This is a genomic window from Paenibacillus sp. 2003, assembly GCF_031455635.1.
In the GTDB taxonomy this organism is placed as follows: Bacteria; Bacillota; Bacilli; order Paenibacillales; family Paenibacillaceae; genus Paenibacillus; species Paenibacillus amylolyticus_B.
On record NZ_JAVDTB010000001.1, the window covers coordinates 2,259,419 to 2,282,648 of the forward strand.

19 protein-coding genes are annotated in these 23,230 nt (G+C 48.3%); 2 read left to right on the plus strand and 17 right to left on the minus strand.

What is annotated here, in order from left to right:
• Nucleotides 1-39: 39 nt before the first annotated feature.
• From deoB to J2X75_RS09725, 4 genes are all read right to left on the minus strand, one after another.
• Nucleotides 40-1,218: a phosphopentomutase gene (deoB, locus tag J2X75_RS09710; protein ID WP_310336038.1), complete on the minus strand. Its 1,179-nt coding sequence runs from the start codon at nucleotides 1,216-1,218 to the stop codon at nucleotides 40-42.
• 31 nt (nucleotides 1,219-1,249) lie between these two features.
• The gene (locus tag J2X75_RS09715; protein ID WP_192131191.1) at nucleotides 1,250-2,437 is read right to left on the minus strand and encodes a NupC/NupG family nucleoside CNT transporter; all 1,188 of its coding nucleotides are present in this window, start codon (nucleotides 2,435-2,437) and stop codon (nucleotides 1,250-1,252) included.
• A gap of 228 nt (nucleotides 2,438-2,665) precedes the next feature.
• Nucleotides 2,666-3,316, minus strand: coding sequence for a deoxyribose-phosphate aldolase (deoC, locus tag J2X75_RS09720; protein WP_310336723.1), 651 nt, complete (start codon nucleotides 3,314-3,316; stop codon nucleotides 2,666-2,668).
• 226 nt (nucleotides 3,317-3,542) lie between these two features.
• Nucleotides 3,543-4,481, minus strand: a complete 939-nt coding sequence (locus tag J2X75_RS09725; RefSeq protein WP_062836066.1) for a DNA-binding transcriptional repressor DeoR — start codon at nucleotides 4,479-4,481, stop codon at nucleotides 3,543-3,545.
• Nucleotides 4,482-4,715: 234 nt separating this feature from the next.
• Here J2X75_RS09725 and J2X75_RS09730 point away from each other — a divergent pair, with 234 nt between their 5' ends.
• Nucleotides 4,716-5,342 carry an FMN-dependent NADH-azoreductase gene (locus J2X75_RS09730; protein ID WP_307535670.1) on the plus strand — a complete coding sequence of 209 codons (627 nt, stop codon included), beginning with the start codon at nucleotides 4,716-4,718 and terminating at the stop codon, nucleotides 5,340-5,342.
• Nucleotides 5,343-5,502: 160 nt separating this feature from the next.
• Here the strand turns inward: J2X75_RS09730 and J2X75_RS09735 are convergent, their stop codons facing one another.
• From J2X75_RS09735 to J2X75_RS09795, 13 genes are all read right to left on the minus strand, one after another.
• Nucleotides 5,503-5,853, minus strand: coding sequence for a hypothetical protein (locus J2X75_RS09735; protein ID WP_282321162.1), 351 nt, complete (start codon nucleotides 5,851-5,853; stop codon nucleotides 5,503-5,505).
• Nucleotides 5,854-5,938: 85 nt separating this feature from the next.
• On the minus strand, nucleotides 5,939-7,126 hold the full coding sequence (locus tag J2X75_RS09740) for an MFS transporter (RefSeq protein WP_310336039.1): 1,188 nt from the start codon (nucleotides 7,124-7,126) through the stop codon (nucleotides 5,939-5,941).
• Nucleotides 7,127-7,208: 82 nt separating this feature from the next.
• The gene (locus J2X75_RS09745) at nucleotides 7,209-8,426 is read right to left on the minus strand and encodes a Xaa-Pro peptidase family protein (RefSeq protein ID WP_310336040.1); all 1,218 of its coding nucleotides are present in this window, start codon (nucleotides 8,424-8,426) and stop codon (nucleotides 7,209-7,211) included.
• Nucleotides 8,419-9,264 (minus strand): ABC transporter permease, encoded by an 846-nt coding sequence (locus tag J2X75_RS09750; RefSeq protein ID WP_310336042.1) that lies wholly within the window; start codon nucleotides 9,262-9,264, stop codon nucleotides 8,419-8,421. Before J2X75_RS09750 ends, J2X75_RS09745 begins: the two co-directional genes overlap by 8 nt.
• Nucleotides 9,257-10,174: an ABC transporter permease gene (locus tag J2X75_RS09755; protein ID WP_310336043.1), complete on the minus strand. Its 918-nt coding sequence runs from the start codon at nucleotides 10,172-10,174 to the stop codon at nucleotides 9,257-9,259. The genes J2X75_RS09750 and J2X75_RS09755 overlap by 8 nt, the downstream gene beginning before the upstream one ends.
• A complete protein-coding gene (locus J2X75_RS09760; RefSeq protein WP_310336045.1) occupies nucleotides 10,171-11,301 on the minus strand; it encodes an ABC transporter ATP-binding protein in 1,131 nt (376 codons plus the stop codon). The genes J2X75_RS09755 and J2X75_RS09760 overlap by 4 nt, the downstream gene beginning before the upstream one ends.
• 72 nt (nucleotides 11,302-11,373) lie before the next feature.
• The gene (locus tag J2X75_RS09765; protein ID WP_310336047.1) at nucleotides 11,374-12,510 is read right to left on the minus strand and encodes an ABC transporter substrate-binding protein; all 1,137 of its coding nucleotides are present in this window, start codon (nucleotides 12,508-12,510) and stop codon (nucleotides 11,374-11,376) included.
• Between the two features lie 76 nt (nucleotides 12,511-12,586).
• The gene (locus J2X75_RS09770; RefSeq protein WP_310336048.1) at nucleotides 12,587-14,560 is read right to left on the minus strand and encodes a hydantoinase B/oxoprolinase family protein; all 1,974 of its coding nucleotides are present in this window, start codon (nucleotides 14,558-14,560) and stop codon (nucleotides 12,587-12,589) included.
• Nucleotides 14,557-16,605, minus strand: coding sequence for a hydantoinase/oxoprolinase family protein (locus tag J2X75_RS09775; protein WP_310336049.1), 2,049 nt, complete (start codon nucleotides 16,603-16,605; stop codon nucleotides 14,557-14,559). Before J2X75_RS09775 ends, J2X75_RS09770 begins: the two co-directional genes overlap by 4 nt.
• Before the next feature lie 41 nt (nucleotides 16,606-16,646).
• Nucleotides 16,647-17,375 (minus strand): FCD domain-containing protein, encoded by a 729-nt coding sequence (locus J2X75_RS09780; protein ID WP_310336050.1) that lies wholly within the window; start codon nucleotides 17,373-17,375, stop codon nucleotides 16,647-16,649.
• Between the two features lie 284 nt (nucleotides 17,376-17,659).
• Nucleotides 17,660-18,322, minus strand: coding sequence for a class II aldolase/adducin family protein (locus J2X75_RS09785; protein ID WP_310336052.1), 663 nt, complete (start codon nucleotides 18,320-18,322; stop codon nucleotides 17,660-17,662).
• Nucleotides 18,323-18,391: 69 nt separating this feature from the next.
• Nucleotides 18,392-19,882, minus strand: coding sequence for a rhamnulokinase (locus J2X75_RS09790; protein ID WP_310336054.1), 1,491 nt, complete (start codon nucleotides 19,880-19,882; stop codon nucleotides 18,392-18,394).
• A gap of 125 nt (nucleotides 19,883-20,007) precedes the next feature.
• Nucleotides 20,008-21,798, minus strand: a complete 1,791-nt coding sequence (locus J2X75_RS09795; RefSeq protein WP_307543112.1) for an L-fucose isomerase — start codon at nucleotides 21,796-21,798, stop codon at nucleotides 20,008-20,010.
• A 413-nt stretch (nucleotides 21,799-22,211) separates the two neighbouring features.
• Between J2X75_RS09795 and J2X75_RS09800 the strand changes: the two genes are divergently transcribed.
• Nucleotides 22,212-23,228, plus strand: a complete 1,017-nt coding sequence (locus J2X75_RS09800; protein ID WP_310336058.1) for a LacI family DNA-binding transcriptional regulator — start codon at nucleotides 22,212-22,214, stop codon at nucleotides 23,226-23,228.
• Nucleotides 23,229-23,230 lie beyond the last annotated feature (2 nt).

The window sequence follows — 23,230 nt, forward strand, 5'->3', positions numbered from 1 at the left end:
CCAAGCTACTCCGACCTCCCCTATCCAGTTTTTGAAAACTTATTTCAAATCCTTCAGGAAGCTGGTACCGTGTTCCGGCATTTTCACTCCAAAGTTCTCGGCTACGGTTGCGCCAAGGTCAGCAAATGTGCTGCGCAGGTCAAGCTTTTTGCCCTCGCTGAAGCGCGGAGAGTAGGCAAGCAGTGGTACATATTCACGTGTATGGTCTGTACCACGGTATGTTGGATCGTTACCATGGTCAGCTGTGATCAGCAGCAGATCATCGTTGGTCATTTTGGCAAAAATCTCTGGCAGCCGTGCATCATAGTCTTCAAGTGCCTGAGCATATCCTTGCGGATCACGACGGTGACCGTACAGGGCATCAAAATCAACCAGGTTCAGGAAGCTGAGTCCAGTGAACTCTTCATCCATCGTTTCAGACAACTTGTCCATGCCATCCATGTTAGAAACGGTACGAACAGCCTTGGTTACACCTTCGCCATCATAGATATCTGCGATTTTACCCAAAGCAATCACATCAAATCCGCCATCTTGCAGTTCATTCATCACCGTACGACCAAAAGGTTTAAGTGCATAGTCATGACGATTCGCAGTACGTTTCCAGTCACCGTTCTCACCTACGAATGGACGTGCAATAATGCGGCCGAGCATGTACGGATCTTCAAGTGTAATTTCACGGCAGAACTCACAGATCTCATACAGTTCTTTCAATGGTACAACATCCTCATGTGCTGCAATTTGCAGAACCGAATCCGCGGATGTATATACGATGAGCGCGCCAGTTTCAACATGCTCCGCACCCAGCTCATCCAGAATTTCCGTGCCGCTGGCCGGTTTGTTACCAATGACCTTCCGGCCCGTTTTCTCTTCAATGCGCTGAATCAACTCATCGGGGAAACCATTCTCGAACACACGGAAAGGTGTATCAATGTAAAGACCCATCAGCTCCCAGTGACCTGTCATGGTGTCTTTGCCTCTAGATGCTTCCTGCATCTTGGTGTAATACGCTTTAGGTGCATCTGCTACAGGGACACCCTCGATTTCTTTGATGTTGGATAGTCCGAGACTGGCCATGTGAGGCATTTTCAGACCTCCGCGTTCACGTGCAATGTGACCAAAGGTATCTACATCAAAATCATCAAATTCTGCTGCATCCGGCGCTTCGCCGATCCCTACAGAATCCATAACGATCAGATGTACTCTTTTGAATGTTGACATAACTTTAAGCACTCCTTCCAAATAATCCAGCTTACAAGAACAGTCCAGTAATAATCGCTGACAGCACGCTGACGAGCGATGCACCGTAAAGCAGCTTCAGACCGAAGCGGGCGACCACATTACCTTGCTTCTCATGGAGTCCCTTCACCGCACCAGCAATGATACCGATGGAGGAGAAGTTGGCGAACGACACGAGGAAGACGGATACGATACCCGTTGTTCTGGCAGACATTGCAGTCTCCTTCAGATTAAGCATAGCGACGAATTCGTTGGATACCATTTTGGTTGCCATAATACTTCCTGCCTGAATCGCTTCTTTCCATGGAACACCCATGATGAAGGCAAATGGTGCAAACACATAACCGAGTAGCTCTTGGAACGAAATGCCAAGCACCGAGCTGAAAACTCCGTTAACAAGTGCAATCAAGGCAACAAAACCGATTAACATCGCAGCTACGATGATAGCAACTTTGAATCCATCCAGGATGTACTCGCCGAGCATTTCGAAGAACGATTGTTTCTCTTCATCCTGCACTTCCAATATATCTTCTTCTTCCGTCACCCGATAAGGGTTAACGATCGAAGCAATGATAAAACCGCCAAACAGGTTCAGTACAAGAGCTGTAACCACATATTTGGGCTCGATCATGGTCATATAAGCACCAACAATGGACATCGAGACCGTGGACATCGCCGAGGCACACAAGGTGTACAGCCGATGTTTTGGCAACAACCCAATTTGTTTTTTCACAGAAATGAACACTTCAGATTGCCCCAATACAGCCGAAGCAACCGCGTTATATGATTCCAGTTTGCCCATTCCGTTGATTTTGCTTAATACCAGACCAATATATTTTATAACAAAAGGCAAGATTCGGATATACTGCAATATCCCAATGAGTGCCGAGATGACAACAATCGGCATCAATACGCTGAGGAAAAACGGCGCCCCCCCGCTCTCTGCACCTACGGTAGTTAAACCCCCAAATACAAATGCGATACCTTCATTCGCATAGTCGAGTAAACTTTTAAATACGGTCGCGAAACCGCCAATTAAAAAAGTACCCACTCCTGTATTCAACAGAGCATAAGCTAGTATAACTTGCAAAACAATCATGATAGCCAGTGGCCGGTAACGTATCTGTTTTTTACCGTTGCTTGCGATATAAGCCAGTCCAAAAACAACGAGTAAGCCGATAATGGCAATTAGAAATTTCATTTGATCTCTCCTTTGAAGGTAGTTAAGCCGGATGTGGAAATTCAGCTCAAAGGGCTCTTAAGCATTCTTATCAGTAATCTTTCAGAAAACTTATGAAGCGCTTACAATAAGTTCCGTTAATTAGAATTAAGTGTAATTTGTATTCCCTGTACCTGAGTCGAACGCCCAAGTACAGAGAATATAATATTACTTTTATTTATTAAGCTTTTTCTTGATAAGATCTTTTGCTTAATAAGACGATGAAGACTGTTCGCCCTGCATAATCTTCACGCCAGAGCTTGCACCGATACGAGTCGCACCCGCTTCGATCATTTTTTGCATATCTTCTAGACTACGTACGCCACCGGAAGCTTTAACGCCAACATCAGGACCTACAGTACGGCGCATCAAAGCGATATCTTCTGGCGTTGCTCCACCTGTGGAGAAACCTGTAGAAGTTTTAACAAAATCAGCTCCAGCTCGCACAGCTGCCTGACAAGCACGTACTTTCTCTTCATCCGTCAACAGACAAGTTTCAATAATAACTTTCACCAAAGCTTTACCCGCAGCCGCTTCAACAACAGCACGAATATCTCGTTCAACGAAATCATCTTTGCCATCTTTCAAAGCACTGATGTTGATGACCATATCGACTTCAGTTGCACCTTTAGCAATCGCATCTTTCGTTTCGAAAGCTTTTGTCTCCGATGTAGATGCTCCCAGAGGGAAACCAATAACGGTGCAGATATCTACGCCAGAACCCTGCAACTGCTCAGCAGCATAAGCAACCCAGCCTGGGTTAACACATACGGAAGCAAACTGATATTGCTTTGCTTCTTCGGTTAACTTGGCCATTTCACTTTGCGTTGCGTCCGCACGAAGCAACGTATGGTCGATCATTTTAGCTAATTGTGGTGTAGTCAATTGAATCTCTCCCTTATCTGAACTAGTTATTTTCTATACCCTTACACTAACATGAACATATGTAAAAATCAACTTGAACTTTTGTTCACAGTTACACTTGTATTTCTTTCTTCGTTATATTTTCTTCCTAAAAAAGCAAAACATCCGCCCCTTTTGCGTGGCAGATGTTGTCAACCATATCCAATTGAAATTAAATTTGAGATTAAAATCGAAGTAATGCCTGCGCTGTGTACTGGTCCGTGACCAGAATATTTGCGTAATGACCTTTGAGCGCGGCGTGAATGGCTTCAATTTTGCGTTGTCCCCCGGCAACAAGAATTGATTTTTCCTTATTTCTCAACTCGGCTAGATCAATTCCAACGGTTCTGCTGTTAATCTCTTCACTAATCAACTGACCTTCCGCGTCGAAAAAGCGTGAACAAATGTCACCTGCACCGGAGTTCATCAGCAATTGTTGCTCTTCTTCATTGAAGTAACCGAGCCTGAACAATAATGCATCTTCTTTCACAGTACCCACAGTAAACAAAGCAATGTTGGCCTGTCTGCCAAGTTCCACGATTCTACCTATATGCCGATCCGCTTCCACCATGTTTTTCACTTCAATGTTGTCGAAAATAACAGGCAGCGGCAGATACCTTGGTACCGTATGGAATGCCTCAGCGAACAAATGAACAATCTCAGCGGCATACGTATTGACATGGGAGTGGCTTACGCCCCCCTTCAATTGCACGACTTCGACACCCTTGACCTGCTTGGGACGAAGTTGGCGTGCTACAGCATGCATGGTTGTTCCCCAAGTCACCCCGATAATATCTGCATCCTGAACCGTCTCTTGAAGATAATCCGCTGCTCGTTTGCTGATATGCTTCTGTATTTCCTCATCACTCTTCAACGGGGCAAAACACACAAGTGCCGTATCCAGATCATATTTTGACTTAAGTTCTCCGGCAATGATGTCGATATCCTCCAGCGGGTCCATAATTTCAATCCGGACATATCCACGATCTTTGGCGTACTGAAGTAACCTTGATACGGTTGGACGCGACACACCCAACCTTGCGGCAATATCCTGCTGGCTATAATCGGACTGATAATACAATTTCGCTGCTTCAATGCTTAATCGTTGCTTCTCCAGGTCCATTCCCATGTGCGCTCATCTCACTCATCCTATTGTCTTTGGAAAATAAATACTCGTCCTGTATATTATACATGGATTGAGTATCTGGTCACTATATAGCATCCAATTTAGTATCATGATCAATCCATTCATATCCCTTTCTGACGTATAAAACAGGGGAAACGATGCATACTACTGCGGTCGCTTCATCATTGCCAATCGCTTCACCCCATTAATCGCACAGAGAGGAAGAACTACATGTCTACCTTATTGTATATTACTGCCCATCCTCATGATCATGAAACCTCCTTCAGCATGGCTACGGGCAAAGCATTTATTGATGCGTATCGTGAAAGTCACCCTTCCGATGAGGTTGTTCACCTCGATCTGTATCGTTCGGATATCCCCCATATCGATGCGGATGTCTTCAGTGGTTGGGGCAAACTGCAATCGGGTAGTGATCTGACTGCCGAAGAGCAGAACAAAGTAAGCCGTTTGAATGAACTGTCGGATCAATTTGCCTCAGCAGATAAATATGTTTTTGTAACCCCGATGTGGAACTTCTCGTTTCCTCCAATTCTGAAGGCTTATGTGGACTCGATCTGCGTAGCTGGCAAAACATTTCGTTATACCGAACAAGGTCCTGTTGGACTGTTGTCTGACAAAAAAGCGTTGCATATTCAGGCTCGCGGTGGTATTTATTCCGAAGGTCCCGCGGCTCAGATGGAATCCGGTCATCGTTACTTAAGCATTATCATGTCATTCCTCGGCGTGCCGAAGCTTGATGGCATTTTTGTTGAGGGGCACAATCAATATAAAGACCGTGCAGATGAGATTAAGCAACAAGCTATAGAGCAAGCACGCACTTTCGCAAAACAGTTTTAAAGAGAGGTAGCTTCATCCCATCTTCTCGGTACTGAAAACCGACCTTTTTGAACACTCACTTAAAGTGTAGTAAACAATTAAAACAAAAATAAAACCCACGTGCGTCCCAGGGATATTCCCAGGAAACACGCGGGTTTTCAATGTATAATCAACCTAGAGCTTATTGATATCCAGCGCTGGCACGGCTCATGGTTTCAAGTTTACGTGTGATCGCATGACGGTCTACTTTCAATCCCCAGATCATTTCAATAATCTGCTCTTTCTCCTCAGGACTGTCGGCATGCTTCAGTTGCATTAACAGATCATGCATTTGTTCATTAATGCCTTCAAATTGAATCCATAAATCCTGTCTTACCTCTTTTGAATCCAGATGATGATTCGCATCGACTTCTTCCTTCAATGCTTGCAGAATAGCATCTTTCCATTCGTCATCACCTAGCTGTTTCGCAATGTTCAGGAGATCCAGATAATCGTCAACAAGAAGTGAGTTCAATTCAGCATGTGTTTTCATCGTTTATTGCATCCCCTTTTCGTCTATTTACCAAGTATTATACTCGGTATTTCAGGATATGCAATAGCTGTCGGAAAAAGTTGATTTATGTAGCCTGTCCCTTCAACCTGTGAACAAGCAAATTACACAAGACAAAACCGATCAAAACATACACACCGATCAAACCCACAATGCCTATCCATCCAAGATGACTGTAAAGCAGTCCACCTCCTGTTCCACTTACGCTTGAACCAAGATAGTAGAAAAATAAATACAACGCATTGGCCTGGGATTTGTGCTGATTAGCCACGAGTCCAACCCAGCTACTTGCGATGGAATGACCGCCAAAGAAACCAAAGGCAAACAGGGCGAGTCCGATAATTTTGACCCAAAGCACTGGATGAACGGTACAGACTGCACCAGCCAGAATAATTCCCAGCGCGATTCCAAGCACATGTGACCTGCCGTACCGATCTGCCAGCCTGCCCATCCAGGTGCTGCTTACCGTGCCCATCAGATATACCACAAAAAGACTTCCAACGATAGACTGGCTAAGATGATAGGGTTCACCCGTTAATTCAAAACCGATATAGTTGAACAGGGTCACGAATCCCCCCATCAGGAGAAAACCGAGTCCATACAGGCATAACAGCCTTGGATTGCGACATTGTGACCACAAAAGAGGTATTGGATTTTTGAATCCAGGTGCAGCTTTGACAAAATGACGGGATGGCGGGATGACAAGCCAAAAAATAACGGCTGCACACAGTCCAAGAATACCAATGAAACCCACAGCAGCGCGCCAACTGAACCAATCTGTCACCACACCACTGATGAAACGTCCAGCCATGCCTCCTATCGAATTGCCGCTGATATATAGGCCCATGGCATAACCAAGACTCCTAGGTTCAATTTCTTCTGACAGATATGTCATGGCTATCGCTGGCAACCCTGCGAGTGCCCCCCCTTGAAGAATACGAAGCAGAAGAAGCTCCGTATATCCTGGGCTGAATGCGCTCAGCAAAGCAATGACAGAAGATATCACCAGTGCCGCTGTCATAATAAAGCGTCGGCCCACAGAATCAGATAAAGACCCGATGAACAGCATCGTCAGTGCCATAGCGATCGTTGTTACCGATAACGTAAGACTGGCGTGTGCCGGCGTAATGGAGAATGCGTCGCTAATCTCAGGCATCAGGGGCTGGAGGCTGTAGAGCAAAGCAAAAGTGACAAAACCTCCGGCGAACAGTGCAAGGCTAATGTTACGAAACGTCTTAGTTCCCTGCTGAATCATGGATGTTCCAACTTTCTCAGTAAGAAAGCTTCTTGGATCGACTGTGGCCTGATCGCCGGTCAGTGAAGCCTTCCATTTATCGTTATTTAGTGAACAGTTTCCGCTCCATATGGGTCAGAAACTCATAACCATCTGGCGTTACGACTATTGTATCCTCGATTTGAAATCCACCAGCACCGAGCTCGTAATATGGTACCTCAACACATAACACCATACCGGGCTCCAGTATCCGCTGGTCACCCGGGGAGAGGGTTATATCGTCGTACAGTTCCAACCCGATGGCATGTCCGACATGCTGACGTCGGTAATGCGGAATCCCCTCACGCTGTACGCGAGATACTGCCGCATGGAATACTTCCGACGCCTTGACGCCAGGGCGCACGGTTTCAAGTGCCGTCTCCCATCCACTTTTGACTGCATCAAAATGCTTTTTCATCCAGGCGGTAGGCTCCCCTGCAACAACCGTGCGGCCCGTATCTCCCCAGTATCCTTCCAGCTGCAGGCAGAGGTCGAAACGGACCTGATCTCCAACCTCAATCGTATGAAAATAATTTTCGATGAGTGGCAACGCACTGCGTGGCCCTGCCCCTACCGCTGTCATTGCCGGAGTTCCACCTGCTCGCATCACAGCCAGACGATAATGATCGGCAAGTTGCTTCTCATGAACACCTGCGGCAATCAGGTCAATGAGTTCCTGCTCAATCCGTTCATTTAATTGGGCAGCCTGACGCAGTTGCTCGATTTCAAAAGGTGTCTTGACCAGACGGATTTCTCGGAACAACTTATATGCGGGAATTACCGGTCTGTCAGGAACCTCCTCCTTGATTCTCGTCAGAATATCGGGAGCGATCCGCATCTCATCGATTCCAAGCGGCTGATCTTCGATCTCAAGCTGTTTTAATGCTGCCTTGAGTGCTTCAACAGGACTTGGATGAATAACCGTCGTTTGCAGGAGAGAATAGAACAGATCAATGTCGTCAGTGGAAGGTTTGCCTTCAATCGAACCTTCCACGAAGAAATCACTGTAGGCAAATATATCTACCCCCGTAATACCGAACTGGGCCACAACGCCTAACCGATTCGTTGGAATGACGATACACGGCTTAGCAGATCTGTCGGCAGGCAGAACCGCATAAATCTGCATCGTCCAGTTGCTTGCACGCAGCTGGGACCCGATGACATAGTGAATGTTCTCCGGAGTAGTTGCAATCAGGGCACTTAGTCCCTGCGCTTTCATCACTTCTTCCGCCCGATCCCGATTCAGACCTGAGCTATGGGATAGATGCTGTGAATTATTCATTTTGATCCAGACCTCCTTTTGTTTTCCTGCGACCAAACAAACTTTCAAGTCCTGGTATAGAGCGCAGCACTAGTTTAATCGTCATAAACAGAGCCAGCGCAAAAGCGATCAGAACGACAGACACAACAGCAATTGTTGGGTCCTGCCATTTCTCCATATACAGGAATAGCTGTATTGGCAACGTGTAGCTATCCTGACGGAGCAACAGCAGTGCAGCCTCAACCTGATCGAAAGTGAAGACAAAAGCGATTGACCCTGACAGAAGCAGGGATAGTCGGAGCTGTGGAAGTGTAATCGTGAAAAAAATACGCATCGGTCCTGCACCAAGGTCCGCGGCAGCTTCCCGATGAGCCGGGTGCAGATTGGCTAACGCACTGCCCACAATAGTGAGCACGAATGGAAGCACAATGACCGCTTCACCCAAAATAAGTGCAAACAGTCCGCCTGCAATATGCATTTTTGAGAATAAAATCAGGTAGGCGATACCCAGCGTAATTTTCGGCATAACCATCGGAGATACAAAAAATGCCCGTAAGATACCAGAGCCCGGGAAAGGGTATTGCACGATCGCTAACGCAGCAAGCGTACCTGTAATCAAAGCCAGCAGAACCGCCCCTGTAGAAGCAATAAGGCTGTTCTTGAATGCAGCGAGAAATTGGGTCTGCTCACTCAGATTGGCATACCATTTCAAGGTTAGACCTTCTGGCGGAAATTTGCTGGCTGAACCTGAGCCTACAGATGTCAACATAATCATCAGCAGTGGCAGCAGCAAATAAATCGCTACGGCGCCCACAAAGATGTAGAGGAACAGCTTGGTGCCCCTGTTCGACTTAACCATATGCCTGACCTCCCTTACGGGAACGACGGAACATCAACGTTTCTGCTCCTTTATTAACAAGTAACGAGACAACAATGGAAGACACAAGTAAGAACAGGCTAGCAACCGCAGCCATCGGCCAGTTCGTGTCCAAGGTTCGCTGGTATATAAACACCGGAAGTGTCATGACTCTTCCCCCACCGATCAGTTGAGGTGTGGTGAACGCGGTGAGGCATAACGTGAACACAATCTGTACCCCGCTTGCTATACCTCTTGCCGATAAAGGCAGGGTAATGGTCAGGAATGTTCTCCAGCTGCCCGCCCCCAGATCCTGAGCAGCTGCCTTTAGGGAAGCGTCACTTTGGGACAACACATTCAGAATCGGGAAGACCATAAATGGCAGGAAAATATGGACAAGGGCCACGACAACACCTGTCTCGTTGTATATCATGCTGAATCCTTCCTCGGTTAGCCCCAGACGGATGAACAGCCAGTTCATGAAACCCTGTTTGGACAGCAACATCTGCCATCCATAAGAACGTACAACCGCGCTGACCAGTAGCGGTAGGAACGTGAGCAGCAGCAACAATTGCTTCATGCCAGGTTTCTTTAAACCTGCAATGCAATAGGCCAGCGGATATGCAAGCAGAAGACTCCATAGCGTAACCTTGAAGGCAATTCGAAACGTTGTGCCAATCAGCTTCCAATAATAAGGGTCGGACAGAAAAGCACGATAAGCTCCTAAATCCCAGCCCCGAATAAGCTTTCCATTCTCATACATATCAAAGCTATATCTGCCAAAGATCAGCAACCCGCCCAGATACACGATGCCCATCAGAGCAAGCGCAGGCAACAGAAGCAGCAACCGGGTTACCCATGTGCGGTTTTCAAAGGAATACAGATTCACGATCCGTTCCGCGATCCGGTTCATATTCTTGCCCCCTGTACACGTTCATCAATGGGTTCGGATAACAAGAGTGCGTCCTCTGGTTCAAAGCCAATTTGTATTGGCTCACCTGGACTATAACGTGAAGCTCCCCGCTGATGCAGCACACTGGCCTGAACTAGAAAACCTTCAGTAATCTGCACACTGTATCGAGTATTTGCTCCGCCATAGACCGCTTCAATCACGTGTCCATCCAGCTTGTTCAGGCAATGAGTTGCATCTTCTCCAAGTCGAATATGCTCATTGCGGATCGATAAGGAATGTCGTGCTCCCACTTTCGGTACAGCATTGCCACCACTGAATTTCACCAGCAATGAATTGCCGAAACATTCTACCCGAATTCCATTGACATCATGTCCTAACACTTCTGTCTCTAAGAGGTTGGTATCTCCAATGAACTTGGCTACGAAACTATCGGCCGGTCTTTCATAGATTTCATCAGGGGTTGCATATTGCAGCAGCTTTCCGGCGCGCATGACCCCAATCCGGTCAGACATGTTCATGGCTTCGCTCTGATCATGCGTTACAAAGATAAACGTTCCGCCGAACTCGCGCTGGATGCGTTTCAGTTCACGCTGCATATCTAGACGCAGCTGCATGTCCAATGCCGAGAGAGGTTCGTCAAGCAGCAGCACTTCGGGTCTGTTGATCAGTGCGCGAGCAATGGCGACACGTTGGGCCTGCCCCCCGGACAGCTCGGATACAGCACGCCTGCCATAGTCTCCGAGCTGGACCAGATCAAGCATTTCACCTACCTGCCGTTGGATATCAGCTTTTGGTAACTTCTTCACCTTTAGTCCATAAGCAATGTTGTTGAATACGTCCATATGAGGGAACAGCGCAAGCTGCTGAAAAATCATATTGCTATTGCGTCCATAAGCCGGGATGCCGGTAACATCCCGGCCTCCCAGCATAATGGTGCCCTGATCCGGCTGCTCAAGTCCGCCAAGCATGCGTAGCAGTGTGGTTTTGCCACAGCCACTCGGACCAAGCAAGGAAACGAATTCTCCCTTTTTCACTTGGAATGTTACTTGATCAACGGCGGCTCGTTCACCATAAGTCTTCGTGACTTCCCTTGTTTCAATGGATATGGTCTCTTGTCCGCTGCTCATCTCTGATTCCCTCCCATCCATTCCGGGTTCAGAACAGAACCCGGAATTGTTGTGTACCTGGCAACAATCCTTTTATTGAAGCTTTGTTTTCACGATTCGATCCCATAGTTCTTTCCAGGAAGAACTGTTCTGTGCAAGCACATCCCAGTCTGGATTAATGCCGTTACTTTGCGTTTCGACGGGGAAGGAAGGATCATCCTTGTACTTGTCGGGAACTGCAGCTGTCGTACTGGTTACCGGCGTACCCGTTGCTTCCGCGTATTGTGACAACGCCTCTGCGCTCAACAATTCGTTAATAATTTCGTTTGCAACACGTGCCTGCTCCGGTGTTGAGCCTTTCACTACCTGAAGTGTGTACGGGAAGGAGATGGCACCTTCGCTCGGATATGCTACGGCCAGTGGAGAACCGCCATCAATCCATGTCTGTGCAACCTGTGCACTGAATGGGGCAATGAGAGCATCACCTGACTCCAGAAGTGCCTTCAGCTGATCATTGGATGAAACCAATGTGCCAATCTGGTCACTACGATCTGCCCAGAACTGGAAGGCTGGCTCGGGATTTTCGTAGGATGCGCCAATCTCTTGACCTTTGGCAGCAATAAGTGGGGAGATATAGGAATAGAACATGTAGTCCCAGAGCGCAGTTTTTCCTTTGAACTCCTCGTTGTCCCACAGATCGTTCCAACTGGTAGGCGGCGTTTTCACCAAGTCTTTGTTATACACCAGGGCGAAGCTTGAAACGCCCCAGACCACACCTTTATTGTCTGGCTTGTGGAAGGACTCCGGAATATCCTTGATATTGGTCACGATGCTGGTATCCAGTGGCTCCCACATGTCATCATTCAATCCTTTTGCCGTCGCATCTGCATTGAAGTAACCGAAGTTAACCACCGGATTGTTGGCATCAGCCTGCTTGCCTGCGACCATCTTTGGGTACATTACCGAATTGGAGGATTCCTCAAAGATGACTTCAACGTTGGGATGTTCTTTCACATACTCGGCAACCACTTCTTTCGGAACGACATCCTGATTGGAGCCAGCCCAGATAAACATCGTCAGCTTAACTTTGTCTGCGCCTGCTCCTGAAGAATCGCTCTCTCCGGCAGTATTACTTGAGTTACCGGCTCCACCACAAGCGGAAAGCACCAATGTACCGGCCAGTGTCAGTGAGGCGAGGCTAAGAAAGCGTTTTTTGTTTGAGTTAAACATGCAATTTCCCCCATCCATGTAGTTGGTTTTACGGTTTTATCGATAAGACAGAACTAGATAGTCTCCATACTCTTGATCAATGCAACCCTATTTGCTGGCGTAGCCCTTCCATAATGTCTGATATCTCCCGTGGATCTACAGATAGGGAATCCCTATATTTCTCCTCTACAATGCCCATGGTCTGACGCTTCAGGTAGTCTCTTAGTGCAAGCGGAGCATTTAGCAAGGCCTGATTCAGCGTTACCTGGATCTCATCGCTCCATATGTCTTCAAATTGCTCCCGCGCCTTGCCATAGGCGAATTCCTCCTGCTGCTGTGGTCGCTTGGCTCGCAATTGTTCGGTATCGCTCTCGTTCAGCTCCAGGCCGTCAATCACAACACCGTATAACTCAAGGGCTTTCTCCGGGGATACTAGCCCCCTTCTTACATCCTCCAGAACTAGGCGTGGGTCACGTTCAAGTGGATCACCATATCCGCCTCCGCCTTGCGACAAGAACGTAACCGTTTCTCCAGGTTGAAGCAACAGCTCATCAATTCTTCCCAGATGATCCTCACTTGCACGTCCAGCATTAAGAATCGCTTCTCCATGTGAACCTACGCCGCCACCGAGCCTACCCCAAGGCTGAAACTCCATACGTTCCATGTTTCTGGCCGTCATCACCGTATCCGGTGTTAGAATTCTGACACATAAATCAATCCCGCTTCCACCGCGGAAGGTTCCTGCACCTGCTGAGTCGGCACGAAGACCATAATGTTCAATCAACACAGGCATCTCGGATTCCACCGTTTCCGCAGGAATATTCCGAAGATGACCGACCGCAAAATCCATGCCGTCAATCCCGTCTTTCATCGGCCTAGCTCCCGAACCTCCGCAGATCGGCTGAATTACGCCCACCTTTTTCTTGCCATCGGATGCATCTGTCATCGCCATCATGACGATGCAGGCTTGTCCAGCTCCTGCTGCGGGAACCATACTGCCCTGAGCTTTCCCCAGAGCTCCCGTGATAACGTCCATCAGCCGGATAAAGGTCGCAGCACGTGCCCCAACTGCTGCCATCGGCTCCGGGTTAAGTACGGAAGCAGGCGGCGCGTAATTTCGCACCATGCGAATCATGCCCGAATTCCAAGGAACCGTCGGATCGAGTGTACGGAAATAACGAATAAGTGCGGGCACCAGCATGTAATGCCCCTGTTGGTTGTGGGTAGGAATGTTGAATGAAGCCCTGACCTGAGGATCGGTGCCGCTAAAGTCCAGATGAATGTCACTACCTGCAATCGTCATTTTGCAGCGCAACCGGATAGGATATCCCCCTGGTCCTTTCTCCAGATAGTCCCAGAAGTCATAGGAACCGTCCGGGATATCCTGCACGATAGCACGTGCCTTCAACTCGGCGTATTCCAGCAATTGTTCGATGCCCTGCTGAATTTTTTCCACGCCATAACGTGCAATGAGTTCCTCAAGCCGCTGCTCTCCCCGATTCAATGCCGCCATAAGCGCTTTGAGATCACCGAGATTTTGCTCTGGAATTCGGCTGTTGTCCAGAAACATGCGCAGGATCTGCTCGTTCAGAACACCAGCTTCATACAGCTTGACTGGTGCGATTCGAATGCCTTCCATATGAATATCGTAGGCGCTGGGAGATACACTCCCCGGTACCTTGCCGCCCACATCGGATGAATGAACAAAGCACATGCCGTAAGCGATGATTCGCCCTTCGTGAAAATAAGGCTTGATGAGATGAATGTCTGGAAGGTGTGTGACCATGCCTTTAGTGGAATAAGGATCATTACATATGACGAGATCCCCTTCTTTCCAGTCTTCTATACTGTTAATGGTCGCAGCAGCAGGGATGCCCAGGGACAGGTTGTAACCCGTCTCCAGCGGTGACCCAAACGTTTCCCCGGATGGAGATAAGAGGTAGGTTCCAAAATCGCCCGTTTCTTTGACAAAAGCGGTGAATCCTGTGCGCAGAACAACATTCGCCATTTCTTCCACGGCAGCTTGAATTCGGTTGTTAAAAATCTCAAGAAAGACCTTGTCGCCGATCATGCTTCCACCTCCCCAATCACGTTCCTGTGGACATCCCGGTATACCTTATATCCAGGCGGGATAAAGATCGTTGTATCATATTCCTCCACAATAATGGGCCCGGGGATGGGAGCATCCACCGATGGAATCTGTCCCCTTTTCAGTACCTTGGCTGTCTGCTGTACATGGTCAAAAGTGATGATCCTTTCTTCCGCTGCACTCTCATCGAATGGCAAATCTGACGGATCTACCGTGTTATGGGTAGGTAAAACACCAACAATGGTTGCTCTGAGACTTACAAACATAACCTCTGCCTCTGGCTGACTGATGCCAAACACGTTTTGGTAAGACATATGGAATTTAATCCCTGCCTTCTTGGGATCTTCAATTTCTTCCAATGTCAGCGTGACCTCGAGATCAAAGGCCTGTCCCTCATATCGCATATCCGCACTGTATAGGCAATAAATATTGTCCAGCTTGACACCACCACGGGCTTCCTCATCGACCCAGCTACGTCCCTGGTTTTCCAATTCAGTGAAAAGAGAGCTTAATTCACCAGACTCCAGAGTCTGAGTACTTTTGTGTAACGTATGAACGAAATCATTGCGGAGATTGGCGACCGTGCAGCCCATGGCACACAGTGTTCCCGGAGATGGCGGGATCAGCACTCTGCCGATACCTACCTCACGTGCCATCAGAAAAGCATGCATCGGGCCTGCTCCACCGTATGCGAGCAACGTAAAATCGCGGGGGTCAACGCCCTTGCGAGCCATGAGGGGAGAAAACTGGGCATACATATTGGCGGTTGCCACATCGAGAATAGCTTGCGCAGTCTGTTCGGCATTCAGTCCAAGCTTCTCTCCCAGATTGGATAGAGCACGCTCTGCAAGTTCGGGATACAGACGCATTTGTCCGCCAAGGAAACGGTCAGCATGCAGGATACCGAGCTGTAGATAGGCATCTGTGGTTGTCGGCTCTTCTCCCCCGCGCCGATAACAGGCCGGACCGGGGTTGGCTCCCGCGCTGCGTGGCCCCACCTTGAGTACGCCTACGGAATCAAGCCAGGCAATTGAACCACCACCTGCTCCTATAGCCGTTACATCAACAGCAGGAATGATGACAGGAAAATCACCAACCTTGTTCTCGGATGAATAGGTTGGTTCTTTGTCAATGAGAGCAACATCAACGCTTGTCCCGCCCATGTCAAATGTGATGACCTGATGAATCCCAGCTCGTTCAGCGATATGGGTCGCGGCGATTACACCAGAAGCAGGCCCGGACAGAAGCGTGCGTACCGGCTCATTAGCCGCTCTGGCAGCTGTCATGATTCCACCGTTGGACATGGTGGACAGCAAGTTGGCTTTGAGGCCATACGCCTGAATCCCTTCTTGCAGACGCAGGAAGTAAGACCCCATCCGTTCACCTACATAAGCGTTCATCGCCGTTGCGAGTGTTCGTTCGAACTCACGCTGCTGTGGCCAGATGGCGCTGCTTCGGCAGATGAACAGTTGCGGATAACGCTCCTTGATCAGATTTTCCGCAAGCTGTTCATGAGCAGGATTTACATAAGCATGCAAAAAACTAATTGCCAAAGCTGTAACACCATCCTCGACCAGCTCATGTACCGCTTGCAACAGCTGTTCTTGATTCAGTGGCCGGAGTATCCCCCCACTCGCAATCACACGTTCATCAACTTCCTTCACGCGATGTCTCGGTACTAACGCATCTGTCTTGTCACCGTACAGATTGGTTGTATCCTCAAGTCGCAACCGCCGGATCTCAAGAATATCGCGGAATCCTTTAGTGACCAGAAGGCCTGTAACAGCACCACTTCGTTCAATTAACGTGTTGACGCCAAGTGTTGTTCCATGCACAAATAGATCAATCTCACGAATGTTCACGCCATTCGCCTTGAGTTGATCAAGTACGTTAAAAATTGCCTGTTCTGGAGCTGCTGCAATCGATGGCGTTTTCAGCGCCGCAATCACCCTGCCCTGATGGTCCATCACCAGCGCATCAGTGAATGTACCTCCGATATCTATGCCTAAACGGTAGATTGTGTCCACAAGCTCAACTCCTTTATCACCGGGTCTGTTTCTAAGGAATGTTATTGGTTTTGCATGGCGAAATAACGTTTGACATCATCGATCATTTGGTTGATATGATTCACCATTGCCGCTTCAGCCTGCTCCGGAGAGCCCGCTATTATAGCATCCAGAATCTGCTGATGATCCACAACTAATTCACTTCCTACTCTCCTACGAATATACGCGGTTTCCAGAAAATCGCGACTTGTTTCCCATACCAGTTCAACCGCATGCAGAAGAATTTGGTTTTGAGCAGCATAAGCCAGCAATCTGTGAAACTCCCGGTCCTCCTCGTATGGTATAATATTCTTGGAAAGCAATTCATGCTGGTTGGCTATAGATGCTTGCAACAGTACTATGTATTCTTTCGAGGCACGTTGTGCTACCAGGGAAGCGATCTCCCGCTCAAGTGCCCTCCTGGCAACGAGAACATCTAGCAGAGCCTTTTCCCCGGAATGGTTCAGCATCTGAATTAACTGTGAGTTCACGCTTTGTTGCTGCAACTCTCTTTCTAATATCTTTATTCGATCCAGACCCTGTTCGGTCAAAGTCCTTCCCTTGCGGCCTTCCAGAACTGTAAAACCTTCAACATCCATCTCCATAAGTCTTCTTCCGATGGTTGCCTGACTCAGACCATACGTTTTGCCCAAAGTATGAACCAACGTACTGGCCCCGATGGGAGCGCTGGCGTCTCGAAGCTGCTTCAGCAGTTCGTATTCCAACTCCATTTCGTTTAGCTCAGGACCCACTGCATTCACCCCCCTCTTAAATACTTAATTGTTATTTATTGTGCTTTTAGTAGTTACTCATTGATGATTAACGATAGTATAACTTCAAGCCATCTCAGTTTCAACAAATCTCATCAAATTAGTACGAATTATTCACTTCCGCTTTATTACTACGCTTTCTAATTCAACAGTAAAAAAGAGCATTTCACATCCTATATTCCAACGTTTAGCTGGAGGATGCAAACTGCCCTTAAGGTAGTAATATTTTGAATCATGAACACAATCACGAATGAACAAATAAGGTCTCAGGACTTGAGTTGTTGCAGCAACTGCACACGGTATGCTTCACTTTCAAGGGATTGGATTTCCTTGTATTCTTCGGCAGTGAGCACTTTAGGTTCCCCGGCTGCCTTGGCAATCATATACACCTTCGCACTTTCTTCCACTACCTGGGTGCGATAATAGGCTTCGCGGAGGTTTTTACCGGTCGTAACCAATCCGTGATTGATGAGAATGAGTGCCGTATGTTCTTCTACCTTTGCTGAGACTGCATCGGCAAGTTGTTTCGTCGTTGGCAGAACATATGGAACAAATCCGATATCACCTACCAAAGCGGACTGATCAGGGAACAAGTGAGGCAATTCATCAAAAACGAGACTAAGTGCGATCGTATATGCCGGATGCGTATGCACAATGGCTTGAATATCAGGATTCACACGATAGCTGTACAGATGCATCAATACTTCAGAGGAAGGGCGTGTTGCTCCGGCCCGAGTCTCTCCTGTCTCAATATCAATTGCAATCCATTCTTCAGGCTCCAGATCTTCAAGCGCGTAACCACTCGGAGACAACAACATCGTCCCCTCCGAACGGGCGCTCAGATTACCACCTGGGCCTACGACCAGTCCTTGGGCAACTGCTCTGCGGGCATATTTCGTCAACTCTTCCCTTACTTGCTGTTCAGACATGTTTTCTCCACTCCTCATACTTTTCTTTTTAGCATTTTGCGTCAATGCTCATTGCATTAAATCTGTTCATTACCTTTTGATTTGATTCAGACTTTGGTAGCTTTCATAAGCTTCCTGCCACAGCTCTGTATCCTCAGGCTCATAGGTCTCGGGGGAAAAGGAAGCAGCCATGACCTCCCGTACCTCGGCCAAGCTACTCACTTCTCCATGCGCAAGGAATTGCAGCATGCAATTCCCGGCTGAAGTCGCCTCTGCCGGGCCTGCCACCACCGGGACACCGGCTGCATTGGCTGTAAACTGGCATAATAGGCGATTGTGTACACCACCACCAACCATATGAATGACACGAGGTCTTGTACCTGTAATCAACTGCAGTTCATCCAGCGTCTGTCTGAATTCCAGTGCAAGACTTTCCAGAATGCAGCGTACAATCGCTCCAGTCGTTTCGGGCACTGTCTGTCCGGTGAGACTGCATTGTTGCCGTATTCGTTCAGCCATATTCCCTGGCGCCAAATACACGCCATCTCCCGGCGATACATAACTTTGATGCGGCGTTGCCAAGGTAGCCAATTGAATCAGTTCTTCATGTGTAAAAAGTTGATTCTCCCGCTCCCATTGCCGTTTGCATTCCTGTAGCAGCCACAAGCCTGAACGATTTTTCAGGGTGCGTACTTTTCCACTTACCGTCCCTTCATTGGTGAATCCCAATGCACGACTTCGGTCATCCAATACAGGTGTATCACGCTCCACCCCCATCAGAGACCAGGTGCCACAGCTGATAAAAGCGAAATCTGAATCATTCACAGGGATTGCTGCCAAGGCAGATGCCGTATCATGTGAGCCCACAGAGACTACCTGCATCGGTCCAGTCCGTAACTCGGCGCACAACTCATTTGTTAAATCACCCAGCACGGTACCCGGTTGAACGAGTTTTGGAAATAATGTTTCCGGTATACCGAGACGCCCGATCAGATGTTCATTCCAACGCGCCTCGCCTGCATGCAACAGCCCGCTGGTACTTGCAATCGTATACTCACAAGCTTGCTGACCAGATAGATAATAGTGAAATAAATCTGGCATAAACAACATGCGCACATCCGGACGCAAACCTTCGGCCTGCTCTCGTACACTGCCTAGCAATTGGAATACCGTATTGATTTGCTGCGGCAGAACGCCGGACATGGCGTACAGGTCTTCTTCTTTCACAAGGTGCAGAACTTCTTCCATCCACTGCTCATTGCGTGCTTCCCGGTAGTGCCGCGGATTCGAGCATAATCTTCCCGCCCCATCCACCAGTCCATAGTCCACTCCCCACGTATCCACTGCTATAGAACGGACCGATGGATAGACGCCTTGCGTCCCTTTCACAATGCCTTGTTTTAATTCATGAAAAAGTCGCAAGAAATCCCAATACAATCCATCGCCCAGCTGCACGGGTTCGTTGTTGAATCGATGAACTTCTTGTAACGAGAGTCTGCTTCCATCAAAAGAACCCCGGACTACGCGTCCACTCCCAGCGCCGTAATCGGCAGCAAGCACATGTGTTGCTTGATCGCCCATTTTTTCAAGCCTCCTTAACTCTACGCGATAAGCCGTATTCGAGTTCTGAACGCAGCTTTCAAGAGAACGCCATGTTACCTTCATTTCATAAGGAACATGGCGTTTGACAGGAATGGAACTTTATTTTAACGATATAACGGGCCAAATACACTGCAAGCACGGTAGTCTGCGCTTTCCGGCTCACTTGTGCCGAACAATCCCCATGCACGCGGACGGAAAATTTCCGTTTCAGGTACATTATGCATATTTACCGGAATGCGAAGCATGGAAGCGAGTGTAATCAGATCAGCACCGATGTGTCCATACGAGATGGAGCCATGGTTGGCGCCCCATTGATTCATAACCTCGTATACGGAAGTAAACGCTCCCGATCCGGTTAGAACAGGAGCAAACCAGGTGGATGGCCAGGTTGGATCTGTCCGCTGATCCAGCGTATCATGCACATCTTCAGGCAGATCGACCGTGTAACCCTGAGCGATTTGCAACACTGGTCCCAGTCCTTTGACCAGATTCAGACGTGTCATCGTTACAGGCATGCCACCTTTGGTCAGGAAATCCGCTGAATAGCCGCCCCCGCGGAAATATTCTACGGATGCCGGTCTCCAGGATGTTGCTTTTAGGCAGTCCTGTACTTCCTCATCTGTAATTTCCCAGAATGGCTTGAGTACAGGCTTACCATCTCTGGACTGTTGTCCAGTGCCATCCAAAGCTGCGGAACCGGAGTTAATCAGATGCAGGATGCCATCCTTCGCGTTTCCTTCCAACTGGTGCCCCGTCACACGCTGTACTGAATCTGGACTCCAATACGTACGCACATCAGCAAAGATCTGTGCCGTATGTGTCAGCAGCGAACCGAATAACATCGATACCCCGTTCAGGCTGTCATTCTCCGTTGCAACCAGATAAGGCGCACGTTTGCCATTCCAGTCAAAGGAAGAATTTAATATCGACTCCAGAAAATCTCCGTTCGGAGAATGATCCGTCCACTGCCGTTGTCCCTGGAAGCCGGATACAATCGCGTGGTGACCCATCGATTCCTCTGTAAAACCAAGCTCTGCCAATCTTGGATTGCCCGCCATCAAGTCACGCACAATTTGGGTCATTTTCACAACGGTCTCCCATTCGTACTCTTTGCGTTTGCGATCCGATTGCAGATGGGCAGCGTTGTTGTCCGGACCTTCGTTACAATTCTCCTTCACCCAGGCCAGTGCGAGCTTATACTCCTCAGGATCGTAGATTTCTTCTTCAATACGACGAGTGAGCTCGCTCATATCCACATATTCGTTGCGCATGCCCAGATACTCTTGGAAAAATGAATCGTTCACAATTGAGCCTGCAATCCCCATGGATACCGATCCAATGGACAGATACGCTTGCCCTTTCAAGGTCGCGGCTGCCAGACCCGCACGGCTGAACCGGAGTAATTTGTCACGCACGTCATCGGGAATTGTTGTATCCCCGCCGTCCTGAACATCCTCTCCATAGATCCCAAAGGCCGGAATCCCCTTCTGAGCATGGGCAGAGAGAACTGCCGCCAGATATACAGCACCCGGACGTTCAGTTCCGTTAAAACCCCAGATAGCTGTTGGAGTGGATGGTGACATATCCATCGTTTCCGTACCATAACACCAGCACGGTGTCACGGTGATCGTTACGCCCACGTTGGAACGGCTGAATAGTTCTGATGCTGCGGCCGCTTCGGCCACTCCGCCAATACAAGTCTCGGCCACAACACATTCCACCGCGGACCCGTCAGGATAACGCAGTTCGGCTGCAAGCAGTTCCGCAACAGATGTCGCCATCCGCATCGTTTGCTCTTCCAGTGACTCCCGAACACCCTTGCGTCTTCCATCAATCGTGGGACGAATACCAATCTTGGGGAAAGCCTGCTTATAACGATAATCCTGATGTGTCATACTGGAATGTCCTCCTTCAATTCGTTTCATAGAATTTGGGTTGAATTGAGAAACCTTCTGTCTGATCCATATGCATTGATTGGAATGGGATAATGACGGAAATACAACCGATACCCGAGTGGCACACAAGAGCTGCATACACAGATTATCAAGAGCACTACTTGAGTGTTGAATGCGTTTACATATTTTAAAAAATAACAATAAACCACTTCATTAATTAGCTATGTATGTAGTTCCTCTATTCAAGAAAATGGAACGTGCATGAGCGAATTCAACGAAATAGTTTATGTAGTAAAAACGTTCAGAACCCTTTAGGGTTATCGGTAACCCTAACATAGCATGAGCCTATCTTGCTGTCAATTGGCATTATCCTATAGAATGGTAAGACTATGTTGCGGAAAGGTTAGATTCTAATGATTACCATTTACGATATTGCCAAAAAAGCCAACGTCTCCGCCATGACGGTCTCCAAGGTCATTAATCATACAGGCCGCATAAGTTCCGCGACACGCGAACGTGTTCAACAGGTGATCGACGAACTGGGTTACATCCCGAACTCCAATGCACGCAGCCTTGTGCTTCAGCGAACCCAGATGCTCTCGCTGCTTATTACGGATATTACCAACCCTTTTTATACAACACTCGCCCGTGGCGCTGAAGATGCAGCCCATCTTCGTGGGTACCGTCTTTTATTCGGCAATAGTGACGAGGACTACCATAAGGAAAAGGACTACGTAGATGCAATTCTGTCAACTCGCGTCGATGGTGTACTCTTTGCCCCGGCAGGAGATCGTTCTCTAACTCATCTGAAACAGTTGCAGGAACGTCACATTCCTTTTGTCTTTCTGGACCGAACCGTCCCTGGCATTACGTCAGATATCATTGCCGGAGATAGCCGGGAAGGTGCAATTGAGCTAACCCGTTATCTGGTGCAATTGGGGCACCGGCGCATTGCTCTGGTCAATGGTTCTTCCGAAGTCTCTACCGCCAGACTGCGGGAGGAAGGTTATATAGAGGGTATGCGTGAGGCCGGAGCTGAGATCGATCCCGAGCTTGTGCTTCGAACCGGGTACCGGAATTTCACCGATGAAGAGGGACTGGATCGACTACTCTCACAACCGGAGCAACCAACAGCCATTTTTGCAGCCAACAACATGCTGGCGATTGGGGTCATCCGGCTTTTGCGCAAACGAGGACTACGTGTGCCAGAAGACATCTCTGTCGTATGCTTCGACGATCTGGATCTGGCTTCTGCTTTTGATCCTTTCCTAACTGTAGCTGCACAGCCAGCATATGACTTTGGGTTTCAGGGTGTACAGATGCTGATTGACCGAATTGAGGGCAAGGCCCCTTCCGAAGCCCAAACCGTCATTCTACCGTCAGAACTGCGCATACGTGTCTCAGCTGCTGCTCCACGTGAGCAAAAATAGAG